Below are 18,196 nucleotides of genomic sequence, written 5' to 3' on the forward strand. Positions count from 1 at the left end.
ATGGGAACATTAACGGAAATAGCCCAAATGCTGAGAGATGCCAATAAAAAAGTGCAGTTGATCTACGCCTTTAATGGCACAGGAAAAACACGTTTGTCTCGTGAATTCAAAGAGTTGGTCGCACCCAAAAGCGATGATGCAGAAAATCAAGATGAATCAGGCACTAAAATACTCTACTATAACGCCTTTACAGAAGACTTATTCTACTGGGATAATGCAGACACAAACCGAAAATTAAAAATACAACCAAATAATTTTACAAAGTGGGTGCTTGAAGATCAAGGGCAAGAGAACAATATAGTGACGCATTTTCAGCATTACACCAGCGATAAATTAAACCCTCGCTTTAATGAGGAATATATAGTCAAGGATGAGGATAACAGAGATATTACTATAAGTGCATATTCTGAAATCACCTTCTCTATCGCAAGGGGAAATAATCAAGTTATTGATAATATAAAGATTTCTAAAGGTGAAGAAAGCTGCTTAATTTGGTGCGTGTTTTATAGTTTGCTTGAACAAGTCGTTGAAGTTTTGAGTATTGCAGAACCGAATGAACGAGAAACCGACAAATTTAATGATTTGGAATATGTTTTCATAGATGACCCGGTAAGTTCTTTAGATGACAATCATTTAATAGAATTAGCAGTTAATCTGGCGACACTTATAAAAAAACCAAGTGGCTTGAAATTCATTATTTCAACGCATAACCCGCTATTTTATAATGTGCTTTTTAATGAGTTTAGAAATGATGGTAACAGTATAAAGATGCGTTTGGAGAGATTGGATGATGGAACTTATACAATTGTAAAATCTAATGACTCACCTTTTTCCTATCATCTTATGCTTTTATCTGAACTAGAAAGAGCTATTGAGTCGAATAATATCCAAAAGTATCATTTTAACTTTCTTCGCAATATACTTGAAAAGACTTCTACCTTTCTCGGCCATGCAAACTGGAAAGAACTTTTGCCTAGAGAAGCCCGCGAAGCATACTATAACCGGATAATAAACCTGTATAGTCATTCTAAACACCATGCAGAAGAGGTCTCAATTGTAGATGAAAACGACAAAAAAGTGTTGAGATACTTAGTACTCGAATTCATAATCCCCACATACCATTTCAAGTCAAGTATTAACAACAACAAATGAATGAAATGACACAATATAAACCCATAGCGGAGTTGAACAATTTTATAGTTCTTGATAATTACACCAAGTATTCAACAGAGAATAAGGCATTCGCTGCCTATCAGACGGAGTCTGCCCTTGAACGAGAGTTTATACAAGATCTGATCAATCAAGGCTATGAAAACCCAACGATAAGGAGTGCTGAAGCTATGCTTGCTAATGCAAGGGAACAGATTCAGAAGCTTAACAATATGGAGTTTAGTGATGGTGAATGGACTCGTTATGTGGAGGAGTATTTGGATAAGCCAAGCGATAATCTCGTTGAAAAAACAAGGAAGATACATGATAACTTTAAATATGACTTTGTTTTTGATGATGGCCATATCCAAAATATCTACTTGGTAGATAAAATAGACGTTTCTCGTAACAAACTACAGGTAATCTCGCAATTTGAGCAAACAGGAACGCACGCCAATCGTTATGATGTTACTATATTGGTTAATGGGTTACCACTTGTGCAAGTAGAGCTGAAAAAGCGTGGCGTAGCTATTCGTGAAGCCTTTAACCAAGTACATCGCTACACGAAAGAAAGTTTTAATAAAGCACACTCACTCTTCAAATACCTACAAATATTTGTTATTTCAAATGGTACAGATAGTCGCTATTTTGCAAATACTGTAGAGCGAAATAAAAATAGTTTCGACTTTACAATGAACTGGGCTAATGCCAAGAATGAACTAATCAAGGACCTTAAGGACTTTACTGCAACATTCTTTCAGAAACATACACTGTTAAAAATACTTTTCACCTATTCGGTCTTCGACACGAGCGACACACTGCTGATAATGAGACCATACCAGATTGCAGCAACCGAGAGAATCCTGTGGAAAATTAAAAGCTCATTTCAAGCAAAGCAATGGTCTAAGCCCGAAGGTGGCGGATATATATGGCACACGACAGGATCGGGCAAAACCCTTACCAGTTTCAAAGCGGCTCGACTGGCAACACAGCTTGACTTTATCGACAAAGTGTTCTTTGTGGTGGATCGGAAAGATCTTGACTTTCAGACGATGAAAGAGTATCAACGATTCTCTCCCGATAGTGTCAATGGCTCTGAGAGCACAGCAGGGCTAAAAAGAAACCTCGAAAGAGACGACAACAAGATTATAGTTACCACCATTCAGAAGTTAAACAACTTGATGAAGGGTGAAGGTGAATTATCAATTTATCAAAAACAGGTAGTATTCATCTTTGATGAATGTCACCGCTCGCAGTTCGGAGAGGCTCAAAAGCTCTTACGGAAAAAGTTTAAACGATACTATCAATTCGGTTTTACTGGAACACCTATATTTCCTGAAAATGCTTTGGGAGATGAGACAACCGAAAGCGTATTTGGTCGTAAGCTGCACTCGTATGTCATCACAGATGCAATCAGAGATGAAAAGGTATTGAAGTTCAAAGTTGATTACAACGATGTTCGACCCAAATTCAAGGGAATAGAATCAGAGCAAGATGAAGAAAAGCTAAGCTCGGCAGAATATAAGAAAGCAATGCTTCACCCTGCTCGTATAAAAGAGATTTCGCAATATATCTTGCAGAATTTTAGAATCAAAACCCATCGAAACCAAGGAGGAGGCAAAGGATTTAACGCCATGTTTGCCGTAAGTAGTGTCGATGCTGCAAAATGCTATTACGAAGAGTTGAACCGTCTACAAAAAGATAGTGGAAACCCACTCAAGATTGCGACAATTTTCTCTTTTGTTGCCAATGAAGAGCAAAATGCAGTAGGCGAAATACCAGATGAAACCTTTGAGCCATCGGCACTGGATCTAAGTGCAAAAGAGTTTCTAACAAAGGCTATTGATGACTACAACACAATGTTTAAAACAAGCTATAGTGTTGATAGTAAAGAGTTTCAGAATTATTACCGCGACCTTGCCAAAAGAGTAAAAAGCAAAGAGGTTGATCTTATTATTGTTGTAGGCATGTTCCTTACGGGATTCGATGCTCCTACACTCAATACGCTATTTGTAGACAAAAGCCTGCGCTACCACGGATTAATACAGGCATTTTCTCGTACCAACCGGATTTATGATGCGACCAAAACCTTTGGCAATATCGTTACTTTTAGAGATTTGGAGGCTGCCACTATTGAGGCTATTAGAACATTCGGGGATAGTAACACAAGAAATGTAGTACTTGAAAAAAGCTACAAAGAGTATCTGGAAGGTTATACAGATGTAGTTACAGGTGAAGCACGTAGAGGTTATAAAGAAATTGTAAAGGAGCTAAACGAAAAGTTTCCAGATCCGGAAGCAATAGTTACAGAGCGCGAGAAAAAAGAGTTCTCGAAATTATTTGGTGAGTATTTGCGGGTGGAAAACATCCTGCAAAATTACGATGAATTTACACATCTTAAAGCACTTCAAGCAATAGACATAAACGATCCTCAAGCCATTGAAGCATTTAAAGAAGCTTATTTCGTTACAGACGAAGATATTGCAACAATGCAAGAGCTTACAGTATTGCCTGAGCGAACAAATCAAGATTACAGATCTACCTATAACGATATTCGTGACTGGTTAAGACGTGAGAAAAGCGGTAAAGAAGAGGCGGAATTAAATGTTGATTGGGATGATGTTGTCTTTGAGATTGATCTGCTAAAATCTCAAGAGATAAATCTCGACTATATTCTCGAATTGATCTTTGAGCATAACAAAAAGACCAGCGACAAAGCGGCATTGATAGACGAAATTCGTCGCGTTATTCGTGCCAGTATCGGAAACCGAGCAAAAGAGAGCTTAGTCGTTGATTATATTAACGAAACAGATATTGACGCTATTTGTGATAAACCAAGCATTCTGGATTCTTTCTACAATTATGCACAAGAAAGATTGAGAGTCGAGGCAGCACAGTTAATAGCGGATGAGAACCTAAATGAACAAGAGGCCAAACGTTACATATCTATCTCTTTAAAGCGTGAGTTTGCAAGCGAAAACGGAACGGAGCTTAATGCCATTTTACCAAAGATGAGTCCCTTGAACCCCCTGTATTTGACGAAAAAGCAAAGCGTTTTCAAAAAAATAGCTTTATTTATAGAAAAATTTAAGGGTATAGGTGGAAAAATTTAGATCATTGAAGGCTATGGGAATATCGTAAATACCTGCTTATCTTTCTGCAAGATGCATTAGAACGGATATTTACTGAGTACCGTGGCGTATGTGTGTCTTGCTACATAGGTCGTTAATGACGTATGCAGTCTTATTTCCTCACTCAATTCATGCAGGCGTTTGTTTACGTGTTTCAAGGTCTTTTTCACTCGTTCCAATATCTGTTTCTCGGTCTTGTGCACGTTACGGTCAAGGATCGGGAACAGATAATCTTCCTCCACTTGGTCGGTGTGGTATTTGTCGATGATCTCTTGTGCCTGTTCCGTCAGACAGCAGTTCATCATCTTACCCGTCTTGCGTCTGGCATAGTAGATTCTGCCGTGGTCGATGTCGCTATACGTGAGCAAGGCAATATCCTTGAAATTGATGCCTGCCATGAAATACGAAAACAAAAAGATGTCCTTTGCAAGCTGGGTGTAGTAGTCCCTGTCCGATAAATCCAACTCGATCAATTTGCGGATGTCCTCTTTCGTAATGGCCCGTTTGCGTGTATTCGTCCACAAACTGCCTACTTTGAATAACTAAAAGGGATTCGACTTAGGAACGAATACACCCTCTGAAACAGCCTTATTATAGACAGCCTTTAAGACGCTGAACTTGGTCGCAAGGCTGTTATTGACGTTGCCACGCTGACGCAGGAAGATTTCAAATTCCCTTAAATACGTCAAGTCCAATTCTTCAAAGCGCATATTCGTACTCTTGAAGTGTTGCATCAAGGCAAGCGTTACCTTGTGTTTGCTGGCTGAACCGTATTTCTCGACCTTTTCAAGTCGTTCGATGATTTGCTTGAAATAATCGCCTACCGTGCAGTTGATTCGCTTACCGTTCTGTTCAAAAAGCGTATCGAATGTAACGGGAATTTCCAGCACCTCCAACTTTTTGATCTTCTTTTCGTACTCACGTATTTTAGAGGTGATTTGAAACTGTATTTCTGCTCCATCGGGACAGTTGGCGGTAGGCTGTTGCTTGTCGAAATTCCAATACTCCAATGCTACCGAGATGCCCAAACCGAGGAATTTGCGACGGCGGTCATGGGTAAAGACAAGGGCAAGAGGGGCTAAATGGTCTTTATTGATGGCGTCTTTGCGACATACTACGTTGATTGTCATAACCATAAAGGATTACGCAAGCACCAAAACATGATTCGTGTGTTACACGATTTTATGTATCACACTCTGTATCACAAACAGCGATTTCGAGGTATTTTGTGTCACAGAAAGGGCTTCTGTATCACAAGTCATCAGAAACAAAAAAGCCGACAATCATTTGATTATCAGCTTCTTAACTGGAGCGGAAAACGGGACTCGGACCCGCGACCTCAACCTTGGCAAGGTTGCGCTCTACCAACTGAGCTATTTCCGCATGTGTTGTTTTGTAATTGCGAGTGCAAAGGTAGTTAAAAAATGTGAATATCCAAATTTTTTTGCACAATCTGTAATTTTTCCACGACAAAAAAATTTTCCCCCGCTACCTGAAAATCCGAAGCCGGGCATCCACCGGACAGAACGTCTTTTCGCCGGGTTCTCCTGCGGGCAGTCCGAACGGCATCTGAGCGATCAGCCGCCACTCTTCGGGCAGGCTCCAATGCACGCGGACATCCCGATCGACAAGCGGATTGTAGTGTTGCAGCGAAGCACCGAATCCGGCATCTTCGAGCATGGTCCAGACCGCCAGCTGATGCATGGCCGAGGTATGCTCTGACCAGACGGGGAAATTGCCCGCGTAAAGCGGATAGTTCTGCTGCAACTCCCGGACAACGTTCGTATCCTCATAGAAGAGCACCGTCCCATACCCTGCCGCCAAGCCGCGGTCGATCTTATCCTCGGTCTGCGCGAAAGAGTCTTCGGGAACGACCGCCCGCAACGTGCGTTTGACGATCTTCCAGAAAGCTGTGTGATGCTCATGCAGCAGGAGCACCAGGCGGGTCGACTGGGAGTTGAATGCCGATGGCACGTGTTTCAGGGCGAACCGAAGTATCTCTTCGATCTGCGTTTCGGTGATGGGCGACTCGGGTGAAAGGTCGTAATAACTGCGTCGGTGAAGCAGCGCTTCTTTAAAATTTCTCTCCATGATAGACATCGTATCCGTTACCCGTTGCAAAAATAGAACAATTGTCGTATTATGCAGGTAAAAAGTTATCTTTGTCCTATGAAAAACGCCATTGATCTTTTTTCCGCATTGGGAAAGCGGTTGAGCACTTTCGGCGCCGATGATCCGACGCGGCGGGTTATTGCGGAAGCCTGCCGGGCAAACGACTGGTTCCGGCCCGAGGATATTCGCCGTGCCGTGGAGGCCATTGCCGGAACCATGCTGCGGCGTGACCTGCTCGAAGCCTGGCTTGCACCCCACCCTGTCCCCGTAGCCGCGGCGCGGCGTGTGCTGGTGGTAATGGCGGGAAATATACCGCTTGTCGGCTTTTTCGATCTGGTGTGCGTGCTCGCAAGCGGTCATCGCTGCGTGGTGAAACCGTCGGCGAAAGATACCGTGCTGATCGAATATATCGTGGAGCAATTGCGAGAGATCGAACCGGAAATCCCTGTCGCGTTTTACGACGGGATTGAACCCGTTGACGCTGTAATAGCCACGGGGAGCGACAATGCGAACCGTTATTTCAGGGCCCGTTATGCCGGCCTCCCGGCCCTGCTGAGAGGAAGCCGCCAGTCGGTCGCCGTCTTGTCCGGCAAAGAGACTGCTGGTCAGCTTGCAGGACTTTTCGATGATATTTGGGCATATTCTGGCCTCGGGTGCCGCAACGTTTCGCTCGTCTTTCTGCCAGCGGGATGCGATTTGGCGCTGACCATGCCTGCGGTCAATGATAAGTACCGGAACAATTACCTCCAGACCCGGGCCTTGCTTGCGATGACCGGGCAGCCGTTCCGGGACTTGGGTGCCGCCGTTGTGGTCGAGGAGCGCGCATTTCCGGATGCGTTGAGCAAAATCTGCATGACGTATTACAACGCGCTGGAAGAGGTCGGAACGTGGCTGGCCGAACACGACGATCAGCTGCAATGCGTGGTCTCGGAGTGCGTCTGCCACAGCCGCCGTGTCGGCTTCGGCCGCTCGCAATCGCCCGCACTGACCGATTATCCCGACGACCGGGATGTTCTTGCGTTTCTTGCGAGGCTCGATGGATAAAATGTATTATTTTTGCTTCGGAATTCAAAAACGAAACGAATGGATATGTCGATGGTTTTCCGTTTCAGGATGTTGAGCGACGAAAACGATAATTTCGTGCGCGACTACGAGGTGATGTACGATACGACGCTGCTCGATTTTCATCATTTCATTCTCGATTCGCTCGAGTACGAACCGTGCATGGCTTCGTTCTATACGGCTGACGACCGTTGGGAGAAGCAGCGTGAATTCACGAGCATGGACATGGGCGTCGAAGCCGGAGCCGAGAGTCCGGAAGCGATGGAGAAAACGACGCTCGGGCAGATCATCCACAAGAAGCGCGACCGCCTGATCTACCTCTTCGACCTCTTCGGCGACAGGGCCTATTTTCTGGAGTTGACCGGCGTGTTCGAAGCGCAGCCCGGGGCCGAGTATCCGCGCGAGATTTTCGCACAGGCGGATGCGCCCGATCAGTACGATCCCTCGAAGAACGCGGCGGGCGACGAAGGCTCGATTTTCAGCGAGGTAATGGCCGATTTCAACGATTTCGACGGAGACGACAACTACGACGATGAGTAGACGGCGGCTTGTAGTGATCGTCGGGCCGACGGGGTCGGGAAAAACGGATATGAGCATCCGGATTGCCCGGCATTACGGTGCTCCGATCCTGTCGACCGATTCGCGGCAATTCTATCGTGGCTTGGCCATCGGTTCGGCCCAGCCCTCGCAAGAGCAGTTGGAAGCTGTTGAGCATCATTTTATTGCTTCGCATGATATAACCCAGAATCTGAGTTGCGGACAATACGAGGTCCAGGCGCTTGCGCGGCTCGAAGAACTCTTTGCGAGCCACGAAATCGTCGTGGCCGTAGGCGGTTCGGGGCTCTATGTGCAAGCGCTGTGCGAGGGCATGGACGAATTGCCGCAGGTCGACGAAGCGCTGCGCCGCGAGTTGACCAAAAGGTTGCGGCGAGACGGGTTGGAGAGCCTCACGACGGAACTCCATAAACTCGATCCCGTCTATTACGAAGCCGTGGACCGCAGCAATCCGGCCCGGGTGGTCCGGGCGTTGGAGGTCTGCCTGCAAACCGGTCGCCCCTACTCGATGCAGCGCACCGGCGCACGGCGCCAGCGACCGTTCGAAATCGTAAAGGCGGGTATCGATCTGCCTCGGGAGGAACTGTACGATCGTATCGACAGGCGTGTGGACCGAATGCTCGCGGACGGACTGGAAGCCGAAGCGCGGAGCATGTATCCATACAGGCATCTGAATGCGCTCCAGACAGTCGGCTACCGGGAGTTTTTCGACTTTTTCGACGGTAGCATCTCACGCGACGAGGCTGTGGAACGGATCAAGCGCAACTCGCGCCGCTATGCCAAGCGGCAGCTTACGTGGTTCCGGCGCGATCCCCAGGTCCGCTGGTTCGGTCCCGACGATACGCAGGCGATTATTGAGTACGTAGATTTTGGCTAATCCCGATAATTTTCGTAAATTTGCCGATGTCTTTCGCTAAAATGACGGCTGCTCGGATGGTGAAACAGGTAGACACGCCGGACTTAAAATCCTGTGGCCAGTAATGGCCGTGCGGGTTCGATTCCCGCTCCGAGTACGAAAATCCGCCTGTCCGGTGGAATTCGTATGAAAAACGCAAGTCGAATAACTTGCGTTTTTTTGATGGAATAGTGAGGATTACCGGTAAATCTCGTTCAGCAGACGCGCCAGGCGGTAGCCCCCGCGCAGGAACTGGCGTTCGATCACGGGCGTGTATTTGTCTACATAGTCGTAGGATATTTTGGTCCCCTCGGGCGATGCCTCGTAAACCTCCTTGCAGATTTCGTGCGTTTCGACCAGCCAGTCGCGGGGTTCGCCCGCCTGCATGAGCACGATTTCGTCGTCCGGCAGCCGGTCGATCTGCTCCTGCCATTCGGTGTAACTCCATTTGTGTGCGGCTTCGACGATGGCCGTGTCCCAGGCCGAGTGCAGGCTGGTTTCGCGGTTGAACATCAGCACCTGCCGCATGTTGCCGCCCAGGTCCGAAAGGCGTCCCGTGTGCATCGGGCAGTGCATGTCCCCCATCAGGTGAATGAGCATCTTGAGGTTGAGCGTCTCTTCTTCGGACGTGAGTTTGCCGCTCTTGAGTTTTTCGACGATGGAGGTAACGGCCGTCAGCACGTCGCCCTTGGGGTTCTTGGGCATGGTCTCCAGGGTTTCGTCCTCGTCGATATTTAGGTAGTGCCACGTGCGGGTGTAGTCGTATTGGGGAGTGTGGCTGGCAATGTCGAGCCAGTTGGCGTAGTAGACTGGCGAATGGCCATTCAACACCTTGTCCACCTTTTCGGCGGCTTCGGGCGTCAGATGACATTCGGCGATGTATGCCGTCAGATCGTGGCCTTTCTGTCCCCACGCGAATGCGCTGCGGGCGCAAAAGAGGGGCAGTAAAAAGATCAGCAGTTTCTTCATTTCGGGATTGGATTTTCTGTTTATCCGGTTTAGTGGTTCATCGTGGCGAGGAACTCCTCGTTGGTTTCGGTGTGGTTCATCTGCTTTTGAAGGAACTCCATCGCTTCGACCGGATTCATGTCCGAGAGGTACTTGCGCAACACCCACGTGCGGTTCATCACCTCGCGCGGCAGCAGCAGGTCCTCGCGGCGCGTGCCCGAAGCGATGACATCGACGGCGGGATAGACGCGCTTGTTGGCCAGTTTGCGGTCGAGCTGCAACTCCATGTTGCCCGTGCCCTTGAACTCCTCGAAGATCACCTCGTCCATCTTCGAACCGGTGTCGATCAGCGCCGTGGCGATGATCGTCAGCGAACCTTTCTCCTCCGTATTGCGGGCTGCGCCGAAGAAACGCTTGGGTTTGTGGAGTGCATTGGCATCCACACCGCCCGAGAGCACCTTGCCCGAGGCGGGCTGGACCGAGTTGTAGGCACGGGCCAGGCGGGTGATCGAGTCGAGGAAAATCACTACGTCGTGACCGCTTTCGACCATGCGCTTGGCCTTGTCGAGCACCATCTCTGCGACTTTGACGTGGCGCGAGGCCTGCTCGTCGAATGTCGAAGCCACGACCTCGGCCTTGACGTTGCGCGCCATCTCGGTCACCTCCTCGGGACGCTCGTCGATCAGCAGCACGATCATGTAGACCTCGGGGTGGTTGTCGGCGATGGCATTGGCGATCGATTGCAGCAGCATCGTCTTACCGGTTTTGGGCTGGGCGACGATCAGTGCGCGCTGCCCTTTTCCGATGGGCGAGAAGAGGTCCACGATGCGGGTCGACATGTTGTTGTGGCCGTTGCCCGTCAGGCAGAACTTTTCGCTCGGGAAGAGCGGCGTCATGTATTCGAACTGGACGCGGTCGCGGATATACTCCGGAGCCAGGCCGTTGATCTCGTTCACGCGCACCAGCGGGAAATACTTTTCACCCTCTTTCGGAGGGCGGATCGCCCCGTTTACCGTATCGCCGGGTTTGAGACCGAAGAGTTTGATCTGGGACGGGGAGACGTAAATATCATCGGGCGAATTGAGGTAGTTGTAGTCGGCCGAACGGAGGAAACCGTAGCCGTCGGGCATGACCTCCAAAACCCCCTCGCCCTCGATCTCCCCGGCGAAATCGTCCTTGGTGATGACCTCCTCGCGCGGTTGCGGCTGCTCCGGAGCGACTTGCTGTTCCGCAACCGGGGCCTCCTGCACCTTGGGCTTGCGGCCCCGGCGTTTGGGTTCGGTCTTCGACTCCTGAGCTTGTGGCTCGGCCTGCCTAAGGGGTTCCGGTTGGGAGGTGGATTGTTCAGCCGAAAGTTCCGGGTCCGGGGCGCTCTCTTGCACGGTAGGCTGCGACACAAGGGCCGGCTCTTCGGTCTTGGCAATCCGCGGACGGCGGCCGCGCGGGGATTTGGGTTTGGCTTCTGCGGCCGCAGGGGCAGCCTGTGTTTCATTACTATTCTCGGCAGGAGCCTCCGTCGAGGCGGTTCCCGCAATCTTTTCGATCAGTTCGCGCTTTTTCACCAGGACGTTTTCGATGCCGAGCTGTTTTGCTATTTCACGCAGCTGGGCAAGGCTTTTACCTTCGAGCGCTTTTAAATCCTGCATACGATTTGTTTCTGTTCAATGTGATTTTCGAAAACCGGACGGTCGCCCAGTTCGTTGGAATTCGATGCAAAGATAATGCATTATTTTGAATTTCAAAACAAAAATCGGTTCCGCCGGTGCGGCGAACACTCCCCTGTCCTGCTGCATGTGTGTTTTCGTGATGCGCCGTGGAAAAAATACTCATAAATTGGGATTGCGCGGCAGGCAAATTTGTCGGACATTTGCAACCAGAACAATGAAATATGATTCAGCCATTGCATTGTTGTATTGTTGATGTTTGTGTGTGAAAAACCTCCCGCGTGTGTCTGGAGGTTTTTTGTTGCGGTAAGAAAAGCGCCGCGCCCGTCACCGGGCGCGGCGCTGCCGCGCGGAATCGCTTATGGTAGTGGATCAGGCCGCGGGTTTGAGGATGAAGAGGTGGTAGGCGCCGCTGCCCCAGGCCGAAGGGCGGGTCTGTTCGAATCCGAACTCCAGGATCTCGAGCATGAACGTCGTGGGATAGTAGTCCATGATATAGAGTTCGAGCCGGTCTTCGTTCGCATCGTTCTTGATCTTGCGCACGCCGATATAGGAGTGTTTGTCGGCGCTCTGCGAATCGGGTGCGAAATTGCGGTTGCAGTTATCCAGGTCGATCATCAGCACGCGGATCTCCTGCATCATGGTCTCCATGTCGTAGATTACATATTCCTTGTCCTTGGTCATGTTGCTGTCCCCGAGGAAGAAATTTCTCAGCTCCGACTGGAGTTCGACTTTCAGCTTCTTGTTGGCCGTGTCGAACGTGAACTTGTCGGCGGTGTTGAGCGTGGGGAATCCCGTATAGGAGGTCACCATGCCGTAGAAATTCGTTTCGAGCCACTCGCGCGTGAGCATTTGCTGCTCGACGGTGTAGGTGCCGCTGATGCCGTCCCAGTAGGAGGGAAGCATCGTGATGGTCATGCGGCCCGGATCGCCGACGTTCAGCCCGTCGACCTCGCCCAGATCGAGAACGATCTTCGATTTCGAGGCGTCGTAGTTCTTCAAGTTGATGTCGACGGTGCCCGAGCGTTTCCCCTCCGGAATGACGATTTGCGCCTTGCCGCCCGCGAATTCGAAATTGTCGCCCTGGACGGCCGTGGAGCTGGCGTCGACCTTCAGCGGAATGGTGATCTCGGTGTCTGCGCTCTTGCCCGAGCCGGCATCGTCGGTCATCTCGACCTCGATGACCATCGAGTCGTGCATGTCGGCCGCATGGGTGATGAACGAGTAGAAAATCTGACGCGGATTGAGCGCGACCTTGGTCGTGGCATTCTTGCCCGTCTTGAAGCCTTCGGGGGCGTTCAGCCGGACCTCGACATTCTTGGTGTCGGTCGTAAAGTTGTTCGAGGTCAGCGTAATCGTGGTCCGGGGCGACTTGACTTTCATCAGGAAAGACTCTTTCGACACTTTGTAATCGGTTCCCTTGACCGCATCGCCTCCGAAAGTGAGGGCGATCTCGATCTCCTCGTCTTCGGCCATCGTGTTCATGTCGAATCCGTCTACCACCAGCGTCAGCGTGGCTTTGCCCTGCGAAAGCGGCGTTACGGGGCGGTCGAACGAGACCGACGGACGCGTGTCGGCCGGCCCCGAATCATCGTCCGAGCAGGCGGCGAATGCCAGGAGGGGCATTGCCAGCAGGAGGTAAAATAATTTTTTCATGGTCGTAAAAGATTAAATGGATAAATGGGTGTTCAGATGTCGTTCTTGTGCTGGTCGTATTCGTCGCGCAACTGTTGCAGGTAGTTGCGCTCCGAGGCCGACAGCGGCGTGGGGCTCGGCAGAATGACGTTCTGCTGGTAGCCTTCGTTCAGCGGAGGGCATTCCGCCGCATCGCCGCACGAGCTCAGCGTCAGGAGCGCCGCGGCAGCGGCGGCAAGCGAAAGGATGCGTTTGTTTTTCATGTTTCGTCAGTTTTTTATTCGATATTTTCGTAGCCCGGATTCTGGATCATTCCGTCCACCAGCAGCACGTCGCGGATGTAGATCGGGAATGTGTACATGAATTTCTCGGTCGTGTATTTCAGCCCGCTCTGCGCCACCCAGAACTCCGGGCTACCGTTGCGCTTGAGTTCGAACCAGCGGTCGCCGTTTTCGAGGTAGAACTCCTTGCGCCGTTCCGAGAGGATGGCATACAGCAGCGGCGTCAGCGGGTTTCCCGCAGCATCGACCTTGATCCGCTCGTTGGGATTGACCGACGGCAGCGTGCTCGCGGTATAGTCCGCCACACCCTCGATCCGGTGGCGGCGCAGCAGGTTCAGATACTCCAGCGCCCGGTCCTCATCCCCCGCGTGGTAGTAACTCTCGGCCAGAATCAGGCACATTTCGGCGCTGCGCAGCGAGGCGAAAATGTTTTTCCGGTTCTTGCGCTCGGGACCCACCGACAACTGGTAGCGAATGTCGCGGCTCTTCTCCGGGAAGAGTTCGAGGAAGCGGCTGCTGACGGGCCGTGCCCGGAGGTACTTTTTCAATCCCTCGAGACCCGATCCGTCGCCCGAGGTGAGGATTTCGGCCTTGAAGAGCGTGTTGCCTTTCTTTTGAATTTGCGACTCCATCATCGTCCGGTAGGCTTCGCCGCCGAGCAAGGGGTATTTTTCGAGCACTTCGGCGGCATAGGGAATCGCCTCGGCATAACGCCCCGTCCAGAAGCAGGCGCGGGCCAGATACCCTTTCGCCACGTCGTTGTCGAAGCGGTAAATCTCATCCTGAATATCGTACTCGACGGCTTTTTTCAGGTCTTCGATCACCCGGTCCGCGGTCTGCGCCAGGGTGCTTCGCAGCGGCTTGGCCTCCATGTCGAACTCCGTGACCAGCGGCAGTCCCAGTTGTTCTCCGGCGGACGGGTCGTAAGCGGGACAGAAGCGGCGCATCAGTTCATAGTAGCAAACGCCCCGCAGGGCATAAGCCGTTCCGAGTACATCCCGTCCCAGGCGCGTGTCGCGCTCCTTCAACTCGCCGATGGTGATGTTGCAGTCGCGGATCGTGCTGTACAGCGATTGGTAGACCTGCTGCTGCATCGACAGATTCGAGCCGACGTAAAGGAGCAACTTGTTTCCCTCGGGATAGCTCGTGAGGTTGGCTTCGAGGTTGTCGGCAAAGCACTCGTACTCCATGACCGACGAGACGTTGCCGACTATATCCTCCTCGCCGTAGTCGATCTTGTTTAGCGTGCTGTTGAGCAGCGACGAGAATTCATCGGCCGTCTTGGGAATGGCCTGACCGTAGGGTTGGATGTCCAGATACTCTTTGCAGGAGACCAGCGCGAGCGCTGCTGCGGGGATCAAAAATATTCGTTTCATACGCTTTGCAGTTTAGAATCCCATCGACAAACCGATCGAGAACGCCCGGCTCTGGGGATAGACCGCGCCCGGAGTCTCGGGGTCGATGCCCGAATAGTTGGTGATGGTGTAGATGTTGTTCATCGTAAAGGAGACACTCATGTTCGACATGTGCATCCGCTTGACCCACCTTTCGGGCAGGTTGTAAATCAGCGCTACGGAACCGAACTTGAGGTAGGAGACGTTCTCCAGCAGCGGGCTGTTGGTAATCGTGCTGCTCGTGGGCAGAAAATCGCTGATCAGAACGCCGTTCTTGTCCCTGAGCCGGCCGCCGTACTTGTCGATCAGCCGCGGGTAGCCGTCCGTGCGCGGATTGGCTTCGGTCCAGCGATTGACCACCCCGCGCTTGACATTGAGGTGGTGCGTGTAGAGGTCGTTCATCTGGTTGGGGATGGGTTCGGTGTCTATCCCGCTGCTTCCCAGCAGGTCGGCATAGGCGGGCGAGGAGATGTTGTTCAAGACCTTGCCGCCGAGTGAGAACGAACCGGTCATGCTCAGCGTGAATCCCTTGTAGGTGAAACTGGTCGTGAAACCGCCGTTCCACGGAGCGTTGCTCGTGCCCACGTAGAAGAGGTAATTGTCCCGATCGCGGTAGTCGGCCATGTCGTTCAGCACGGCGTCGGGACGCAGTTTGTAGTTGTAGAGACCCGTTTCGGGGTCGATCCCGTCGGGTTTGCCCGAGAAGATCTTGCCCAGCGGATAGCCCACGTAGTAGTCTCCGAACACGCTGCCCGTGGGCGAGGTGTATTTGGTGAGTTCGTTGCGGTTGTAGGCGATGTTGCCCGAAATGCGCCAGGTGAATCCCCGGGTGTTGACCGGTGTGGCGCTGAGGTTGAACTCGATGCCCTTGTTGATTTGCTCCGAGGTGTTATAGCTTTGGGCGTCGAATCCGGTCGTGACGGGGACTGCGACCCTTGTTACCAGGTCCATGCCCTTGCGGTGGTAGACCTCGACCTGGAAGCGCAGGCGCTCCTTCAGGAAGCCCACGTCGAGTGCCGCCTTCAAATCCCGGGTCCGCTCCCACCGCAGATGCGGGTTGGGGGCGTTGCGAATCTCGCCGATGCGGAACGAGTCGTCGTCGGTCTTGCGGTAGTCGGAGTTGTAATCCATGATGAAGAGCGGGTAGACCGTCTTGTTCACACCGCCCGTATAACCCGTGGCCAGTCGCAGCGTCAACGAACTAATCGCCTTGCGGATGCCGCCCTGCATGAATTTCTCCTCATCGACGTTCCATGAAAAACCGGCCGACCAGTTGGTATTGAACTGCTCCTTGCTGCCGAAATTGTTCGAGCCGTCGGTACGGGCCGTGAATGTGAAGACATATTTGTTCATCAGGATGTAGTCGACGGTTCCGTAAAACGAAGCGAACGCACTCTCGCTGATGCTCTGGCCCGCGCATCCGTCCATGATGCGGCCGAAAGACTCCAGTTTGTCGTAGGAGATGGTGCCGTCCTCGTTGACTGACGGGAACAGGGGCGTCGAATGGTTGCCCGAAACCGGGTCGTAACCGTACCGCTTCTCGAAGATACTCTTGGCATAGGAGCTGCGGATTTCGGCGCCGGCCGAAACGCTCAGGCGGTGGATGTCGGCGAACGTGCGGGCATAACTCAACTGTCCGCGCAGGATGTACGAGGTATTGTAGGCCGCGTTCTGGGAGATCGAGCCGTAGACTCTTTTCGAGCTTTGCGTGTTGTTCTCGAAAGGCCGGTCGTTGAACGCCGCATAGGTGTACTTGCCGTTGATGTTCTCGCTCATGTTGGAGGCGTAGGAGAACGATGCCAGCCCCGTGAACCGGAGGTGCTCGGTGATCTTGTACGTGAGGTTGCCCGTGAGCTTGATCGAGGCGCTGGAGTCGGTGGACGAGGTTTCGTTGATCTCGCGCATGAGGTTGAATCCGTTGTCGGGCACGGCCTTGGTATAGGAACCGTTGGTTTCGTGGAGCGTGAAATAGGTCTCGTCGGGTTTGTAAGAGCCGTCCTCGTTGTAGAGCCGCTCGTAGGGGTTGGCGAAATAGGCGTAGCGGAACATGTCGACATTGTTCGACGGCGACTTGGATTTCTGGTAGGAGAAATCGGCATTTACGCCGAGGTAGAGCCGCTTGTTGGGACGGGCATCGACCTTGGAGCTGAAACTGTACGTGTCGTAGTGGTTGTTTTTCAGAATACCGTTGTTGCGGCTGTAACCCAGCGAGGTGTAATAGGTCAGCTTCTCCGTGCCGCCCGAGACGGAGACGTTGTGGCTGGTGGCGATCGAATTGCGGAACAGCGAAGCGAACCAGTCGGTCGTGTGGTTGCCCAGTCGGGCGATGTAGGCGTCCTGCTCAGCCTGGGACATGCCCGAGAAACGGCCGTAACCCGAGCGGATCATGCCGACAATGCCTATGACCGGATAATGGGTCGAGACGCCCCCTTGCGTGGCTGTGAAACCCGGGGCCGAAAACTCGTCCCACAACTCCTGCTCCCAGGCAAGTTTTTCGCGCGAATTCATCAGGTTGTTGCTGCGCGTGGGACGGGTCTGGACGGATACCGAACCCGAGTAGCTGACATGCGTGGCACCGGGCTTACCGCGTTTGGTCGTCACGACGATCACGCCGCCCGAGGCCCGGGATCCGTAGATGGCCGCCGCTGCGGCATCCTTGAGCACGGTGATCGACTCGATGTCATTGGGGTTGATGCTGCCGATACCCGTGGTGAAGAGATTTGTAAAGTCGCCGGACTTGAACTGGCTGCCGGTGATCTTGGGCATGGGGATGTCCTGCTGCATGGGCACCCCGTCCACTACCCACAGCGGTTCGGCGTCGCCCGTGATGGTGCTCTGGCCACGGATGCGGATCTGGGCTACCTCGCCCGGACGGCCCGAGGTAGCTTTCACGCTGACGCCCGCCAGTTTGCCTTTCAGCAGGTAGTCGACCGAGGCGACGGGCGAGGTGTTGAGCTCTTTGCCGTCGAGAATGCCGACCGAGCCGGTGCTCTTGCGCAGTTCGGTCTGCGAGTAACCCGTCACGACCACCTGGTCGATGGCCAGCTGGGAGTCTTTCATCGTGACGTTGTATTTGCCCTTGCGGACCTCGATCTCCGTCGGTTCGTAACCCACGTAGGTGAACCGCAGCTTCGAATCGTATTTCACCTGGATACGGTACTGACCTTTGAGGTCGGTATTCACGCCGTTGGTCGTTCCGGCCTCCACGACCGAGACGCCGATCAGGGGCGAACCTTCGGAGTCTTTGACCGTGCCCTGCACGATCATCCGGTTGTCCTGGGCCCGTGTGAATTCGGGCCGGAAGAGGATCGCGGCAAGCAGCACGGGAATGGCGAAAAATCGGAGAAAATGCTTCATACGCACACCTTTT

Annotated in this window: 14 protein-coding genes and 2 tRNA genes; 6 read left to right on the top strand and 10 right to left on the bottom strand. The window is 52.0% G+C overall.

The window, feature by feature from the left end:
* Both ACMQ11_RS03740 and ACMQ11_RS03745 read left to right on the top strand, forming a co-directional pair.
* Window positions 1-1,152 carry an AAA family ATPase gene (locus ACMQ11_RS03740; protein WP_418991361.1) on the top strand — a complete coding sequence of 384 codons (1,152 nt, stop codon included), beginning with the start codon at window positions 1-3 and terminating at the stop codon, window positions 1,150-1,152.
* The gene (locus tag ACMQ11_RS03745; protein ID WP_418991362.1) at window positions 1,149-4,262 is read left to right on the top strand and encodes a type I restriction endonuclease subunit R; all 3,114 of its coding nucleotides are present in this window, start codon (window positions 1,149-1,151) and stop codon (window positions 4,260-4,262) included. The genes ACMQ11_RS03740 and ACMQ11_RS03745 overlap by 4 nt, the downstream gene beginning before the upstream one ends.
* A 56-nt stretch (window positions 4,263-4,318) precedes the next feature.
* Here ACMQ11_RS03745 and ACMQ11_RS03750 read toward each other — a convergent pair whose 3' ends face one another.
* The 4 genes from ACMQ11_RS03750 to ACMQ11_RS03765 form a co-directional block, all read right to left on the bottom strand.
* Complete coding sequence (locus ACMQ11_RS03750; RefSeq protein WP_418991363.1) at window positions 4,319-4,804, bottom strand: tyrosine-type recombinase/integrase; 486 nt, start codon at window positions 4,802-4,804, stop codon at window positions 4,319-4,321.
* 18 nt (window positions 4,805-4,822) lie between these two features.
* On the bottom strand, window positions 4,823-5,410 hold the full coding sequence (locus ACMQ11_RS03755) for a phage integrase SAM-like domain and Arm DNA-binding domain-containing protein (protein ID WP_418991364.1): 588 nt from the start codon (window positions 5,408-5,410) through the stop codon (window positions 4,823-4,825).
* 177 nt (window positions 5,411-5,587) lie between these two features.
* Window positions 5,588-5,663, bottom strand: a tRNA-Gly gene (locus ACMQ11_RS03760).
* Between the two features lie 105 nt (window positions 5,664-5,768).
* Window positions 5,769-6,371 (bottom strand): nitroreductase family protein, encoded by a 603-nt coding sequence (locus ACMQ11_RS03765; protein ID WP_418991365.1) that lies wholly within the window; start codon window positions 6,369-6,371, stop codon window positions 5,769-5,771.
* A 78-nt stretch (window positions 6,372-6,449) separates the two neighbouring features.
* Here ACMQ11_RS03765 and ACMQ11_RS03770 point away from each other — a divergent pair, with 78 nt between their 5' ends.
* From ACMQ11_RS03770 to ACMQ11_RS03785, 4 genes are all read left to right on the top strand, one after another.
* A complete protein-coding gene (locus tag ACMQ11_RS03770; protein WP_418991366.1) occupies window positions 6,450-7,436 on the top strand; it encodes an acyl-CoA reductase in 987 nt (328 codons plus the stop codon).
* Between the two features lie 45 nt (window positions 7,437-7,481).
* Complete coding sequence (locus tag ACMQ11_RS03775; RefSeq protein WP_418991367.1) at window positions 7,482-7,994, top strand: IS1096 element passenger TnpR family protein; 513 nt, start codon at window positions 7,482-7,484, stop codon at window positions 7,992-7,994.
* On the top strand, window positions 7,987-8,886 hold the full coding sequence (gene miaA, locus ACMQ11_RS03780; RefSeq protein WP_418991369.1) for a tRNA (adenosine(37)-N6)-dimethylallyltransferase MiaA: 900 nt from the start codon (window positions 7,987-7,989) through the stop codon (window positions 8,884-8,886). The genes ACMQ11_RS03775 and miaA overlap by 8 nt, the downstream gene beginning before the upstream one ends.
* Window positions 8,887-8,936: 50 nt before the next feature.
* Window positions 8,937-9,022 (top strand) — tRNA-Leu (locus tag ACMQ11_RS03785).
* An 80-nt stretch (window positions 9,023-9,102) separates the two neighbouring features.
* On the opposite strand, the gene ACMQ11_RS03790 is transcribed toward ACMQ11_RS03785, so the two are convergent.
* From ACMQ11_RS03790 to ACMQ11_RS03815, 6 genes are all read right to left on the bottom strand, one after another.
* The gene (locus tag ACMQ11_RS03790; RefSeq protein WP_418991371.1) at window positions 9,103-9,873 is read right to left on the bottom strand and encodes a S1/P1 nuclease; all 771 of its coding nucleotides are present in this window, start codon (window positions 9,871-9,873) and stop codon (window positions 9,103-9,105) included.
* A gap of 29 nt (window positions 9,874-9,902) precedes the next feature.
* Window positions 9,903-11,498 (bottom strand): transcription termination factor Rho, encoded by a 1,596-nt coding sequence (gene rho, locus ACMQ11_RS03795; protein ID WP_418991372.1) that lies wholly within the window; start codon window positions 11,496-11,498, stop codon window positions 9,903-9,905.
* A gap of 390 nt (window positions 11,499-11,888) precedes the next feature.
* On the bottom strand, window positions 11,889-13,172 hold the full coding sequence (locus ACMQ11_RS03800) for a hypothetical protein (RefSeq protein WP_418991373.1): 1,284 nt from the start codon (window positions 13,170-13,172) through the stop codon (window positions 11,889-11,891).
* Between the two features lie 32 nt (window positions 13,173-13,204).
* Window positions 13,205-13,414, bottom strand: coding sequence for a hypothetical protein (locus ACMQ11_RS03805; RefSeq protein ID WP_418991374.1), 210 nt, complete (start codon window positions 13,412-13,414; stop codon window positions 13,205-13,207).
* Between the two features lie 14 nt (window positions 13,415-13,428).
* Window positions 13,429-14,808, bottom strand: a complete 1,380-nt coding sequence (locus ACMQ11_RS03810; RefSeq protein ID WP_418991375.1) for a RagB/SusD family nutrient uptake outer membrane protein — start codon at window positions 14,806-14,808, stop codon at window positions 13,429-13,431.
* A gap of 12 nt (window positions 14,809-14,820) precedes the next feature.
* The gene (locus ACMQ11_RS03815) at window positions 14,821-18,183 is read right to left on the bottom strand and encodes a SusC/RagA family TonB-linked outer membrane protein (protein WP_418991376.1); all 3,363 of its coding nucleotides are present in this window, start codon (window positions 18,181-18,183) and stop codon (window positions 14,821-14,823) included.
* Window positions 18,184-18,196 lie beyond the last annotated feature (13 nt).

This window comes from Alistipes sp., assembly GCF_048465575.1.
Taxonomy (GTDB): Bacteria; Bacteroidota; Bacteroidia; order Bacteroidales; family Rikenellaceae; genus Alistipes.

Excerpts from the sequence above, each read along its gene's own strand:
- ACMQ11_RS03740 (WP_418991361.1), top strand. The coding sequence starts at position 1 with ATGGGAACATTAACGGAAATAGCCCAAATGCTGAGAGATGCCAATAAA.
- ACMQ11_RS03745 (WP_418991362.1), top strand. The coding sequence starts at position 1,149 with ATGAATGAAATGACACAATATAAACCCATAGCGGAGTTGAACAATTTT.
- ACMQ11_RS03755 (WP_418991364.1), bottom strand. The coding sequence starts at position 5,410 with ATGACAATCAACGTAGTATGTCGCAAAGACGCCATCAATAAAGACCAT.
- ACMQ11_RS03765 (WP_418991365.1), bottom strand. The coding sequence starts at position 6,371 with ATGGAGAGAAATTTTAAAGAAGCGCTGCTTCACCGACGCAGTTATTAC.
- ACMQ11_RS03770 (WP_418991366.1), top strand. The coding sequence starts at position 6,450 with ATGAAAAACGCCATTGATCTTTTTTCCGCATTGGGAAAGCGGTTGAGC.
- ACMQ11_RS03775 (WP_418991367.1), top strand. The coding sequence starts at position 7,482 with ATGTCGATGGTTTTCCGTTTCAGGATGTTGAGCGACGAAAACGATAAT.
- miaA (WP_418991369.1), top strand. The coding sequence starts at position 7,987 with ATGAGTAGACGGCGGCTTGTAGTGATCGTCGGGCCGACGGGGTCGGGA.
- ACMQ11_RS03790 (WP_418991371.1), bottom strand. The coding sequence starts at position 9,873 with ATGAAGAAACTGCTGATCTTTTTACTGCCCCTCTTTTGCGCCCGCAGC.
- rho (WP_418991372.1), bottom strand. The coding sequence starts at position 11,498 with ATGCAGGATTTAAAAGCGCTCGAAGGTAAAAGCCTTGCCCAGCTGCGT.
- ACMQ11_RS03800 (WP_418991373.1), bottom strand. The coding sequence starts at position 13,172 with ATGAAAAAATTATTTTACCTCCTGCTGGCAATGCCCCTCCTGGCATTC.
- ACMQ11_RS03805 (WP_418991374.1), bottom strand. The coding sequence starts at position 13,414 with ATGAAAAACAAACGCATCCTTTCGCTTGCCGCCGCTGCCGCGGCGCTC.
- ACMQ11_RS03810 (WP_418991375.1), bottom strand. The coding sequence starts at position 14,808 with ATGAAACGAATATTTTTGATCCCCGCAGCAGCGCTCGCGCTGGTCTCC.
- ACMQ11_RS03815 (WP_418991376.1), bottom strand. The coding sequence starts at position 18,183 with ATGAAGCATTTTCTCCGATTTTTCGCCATTCCCGTGCTGCTTGCCGCG.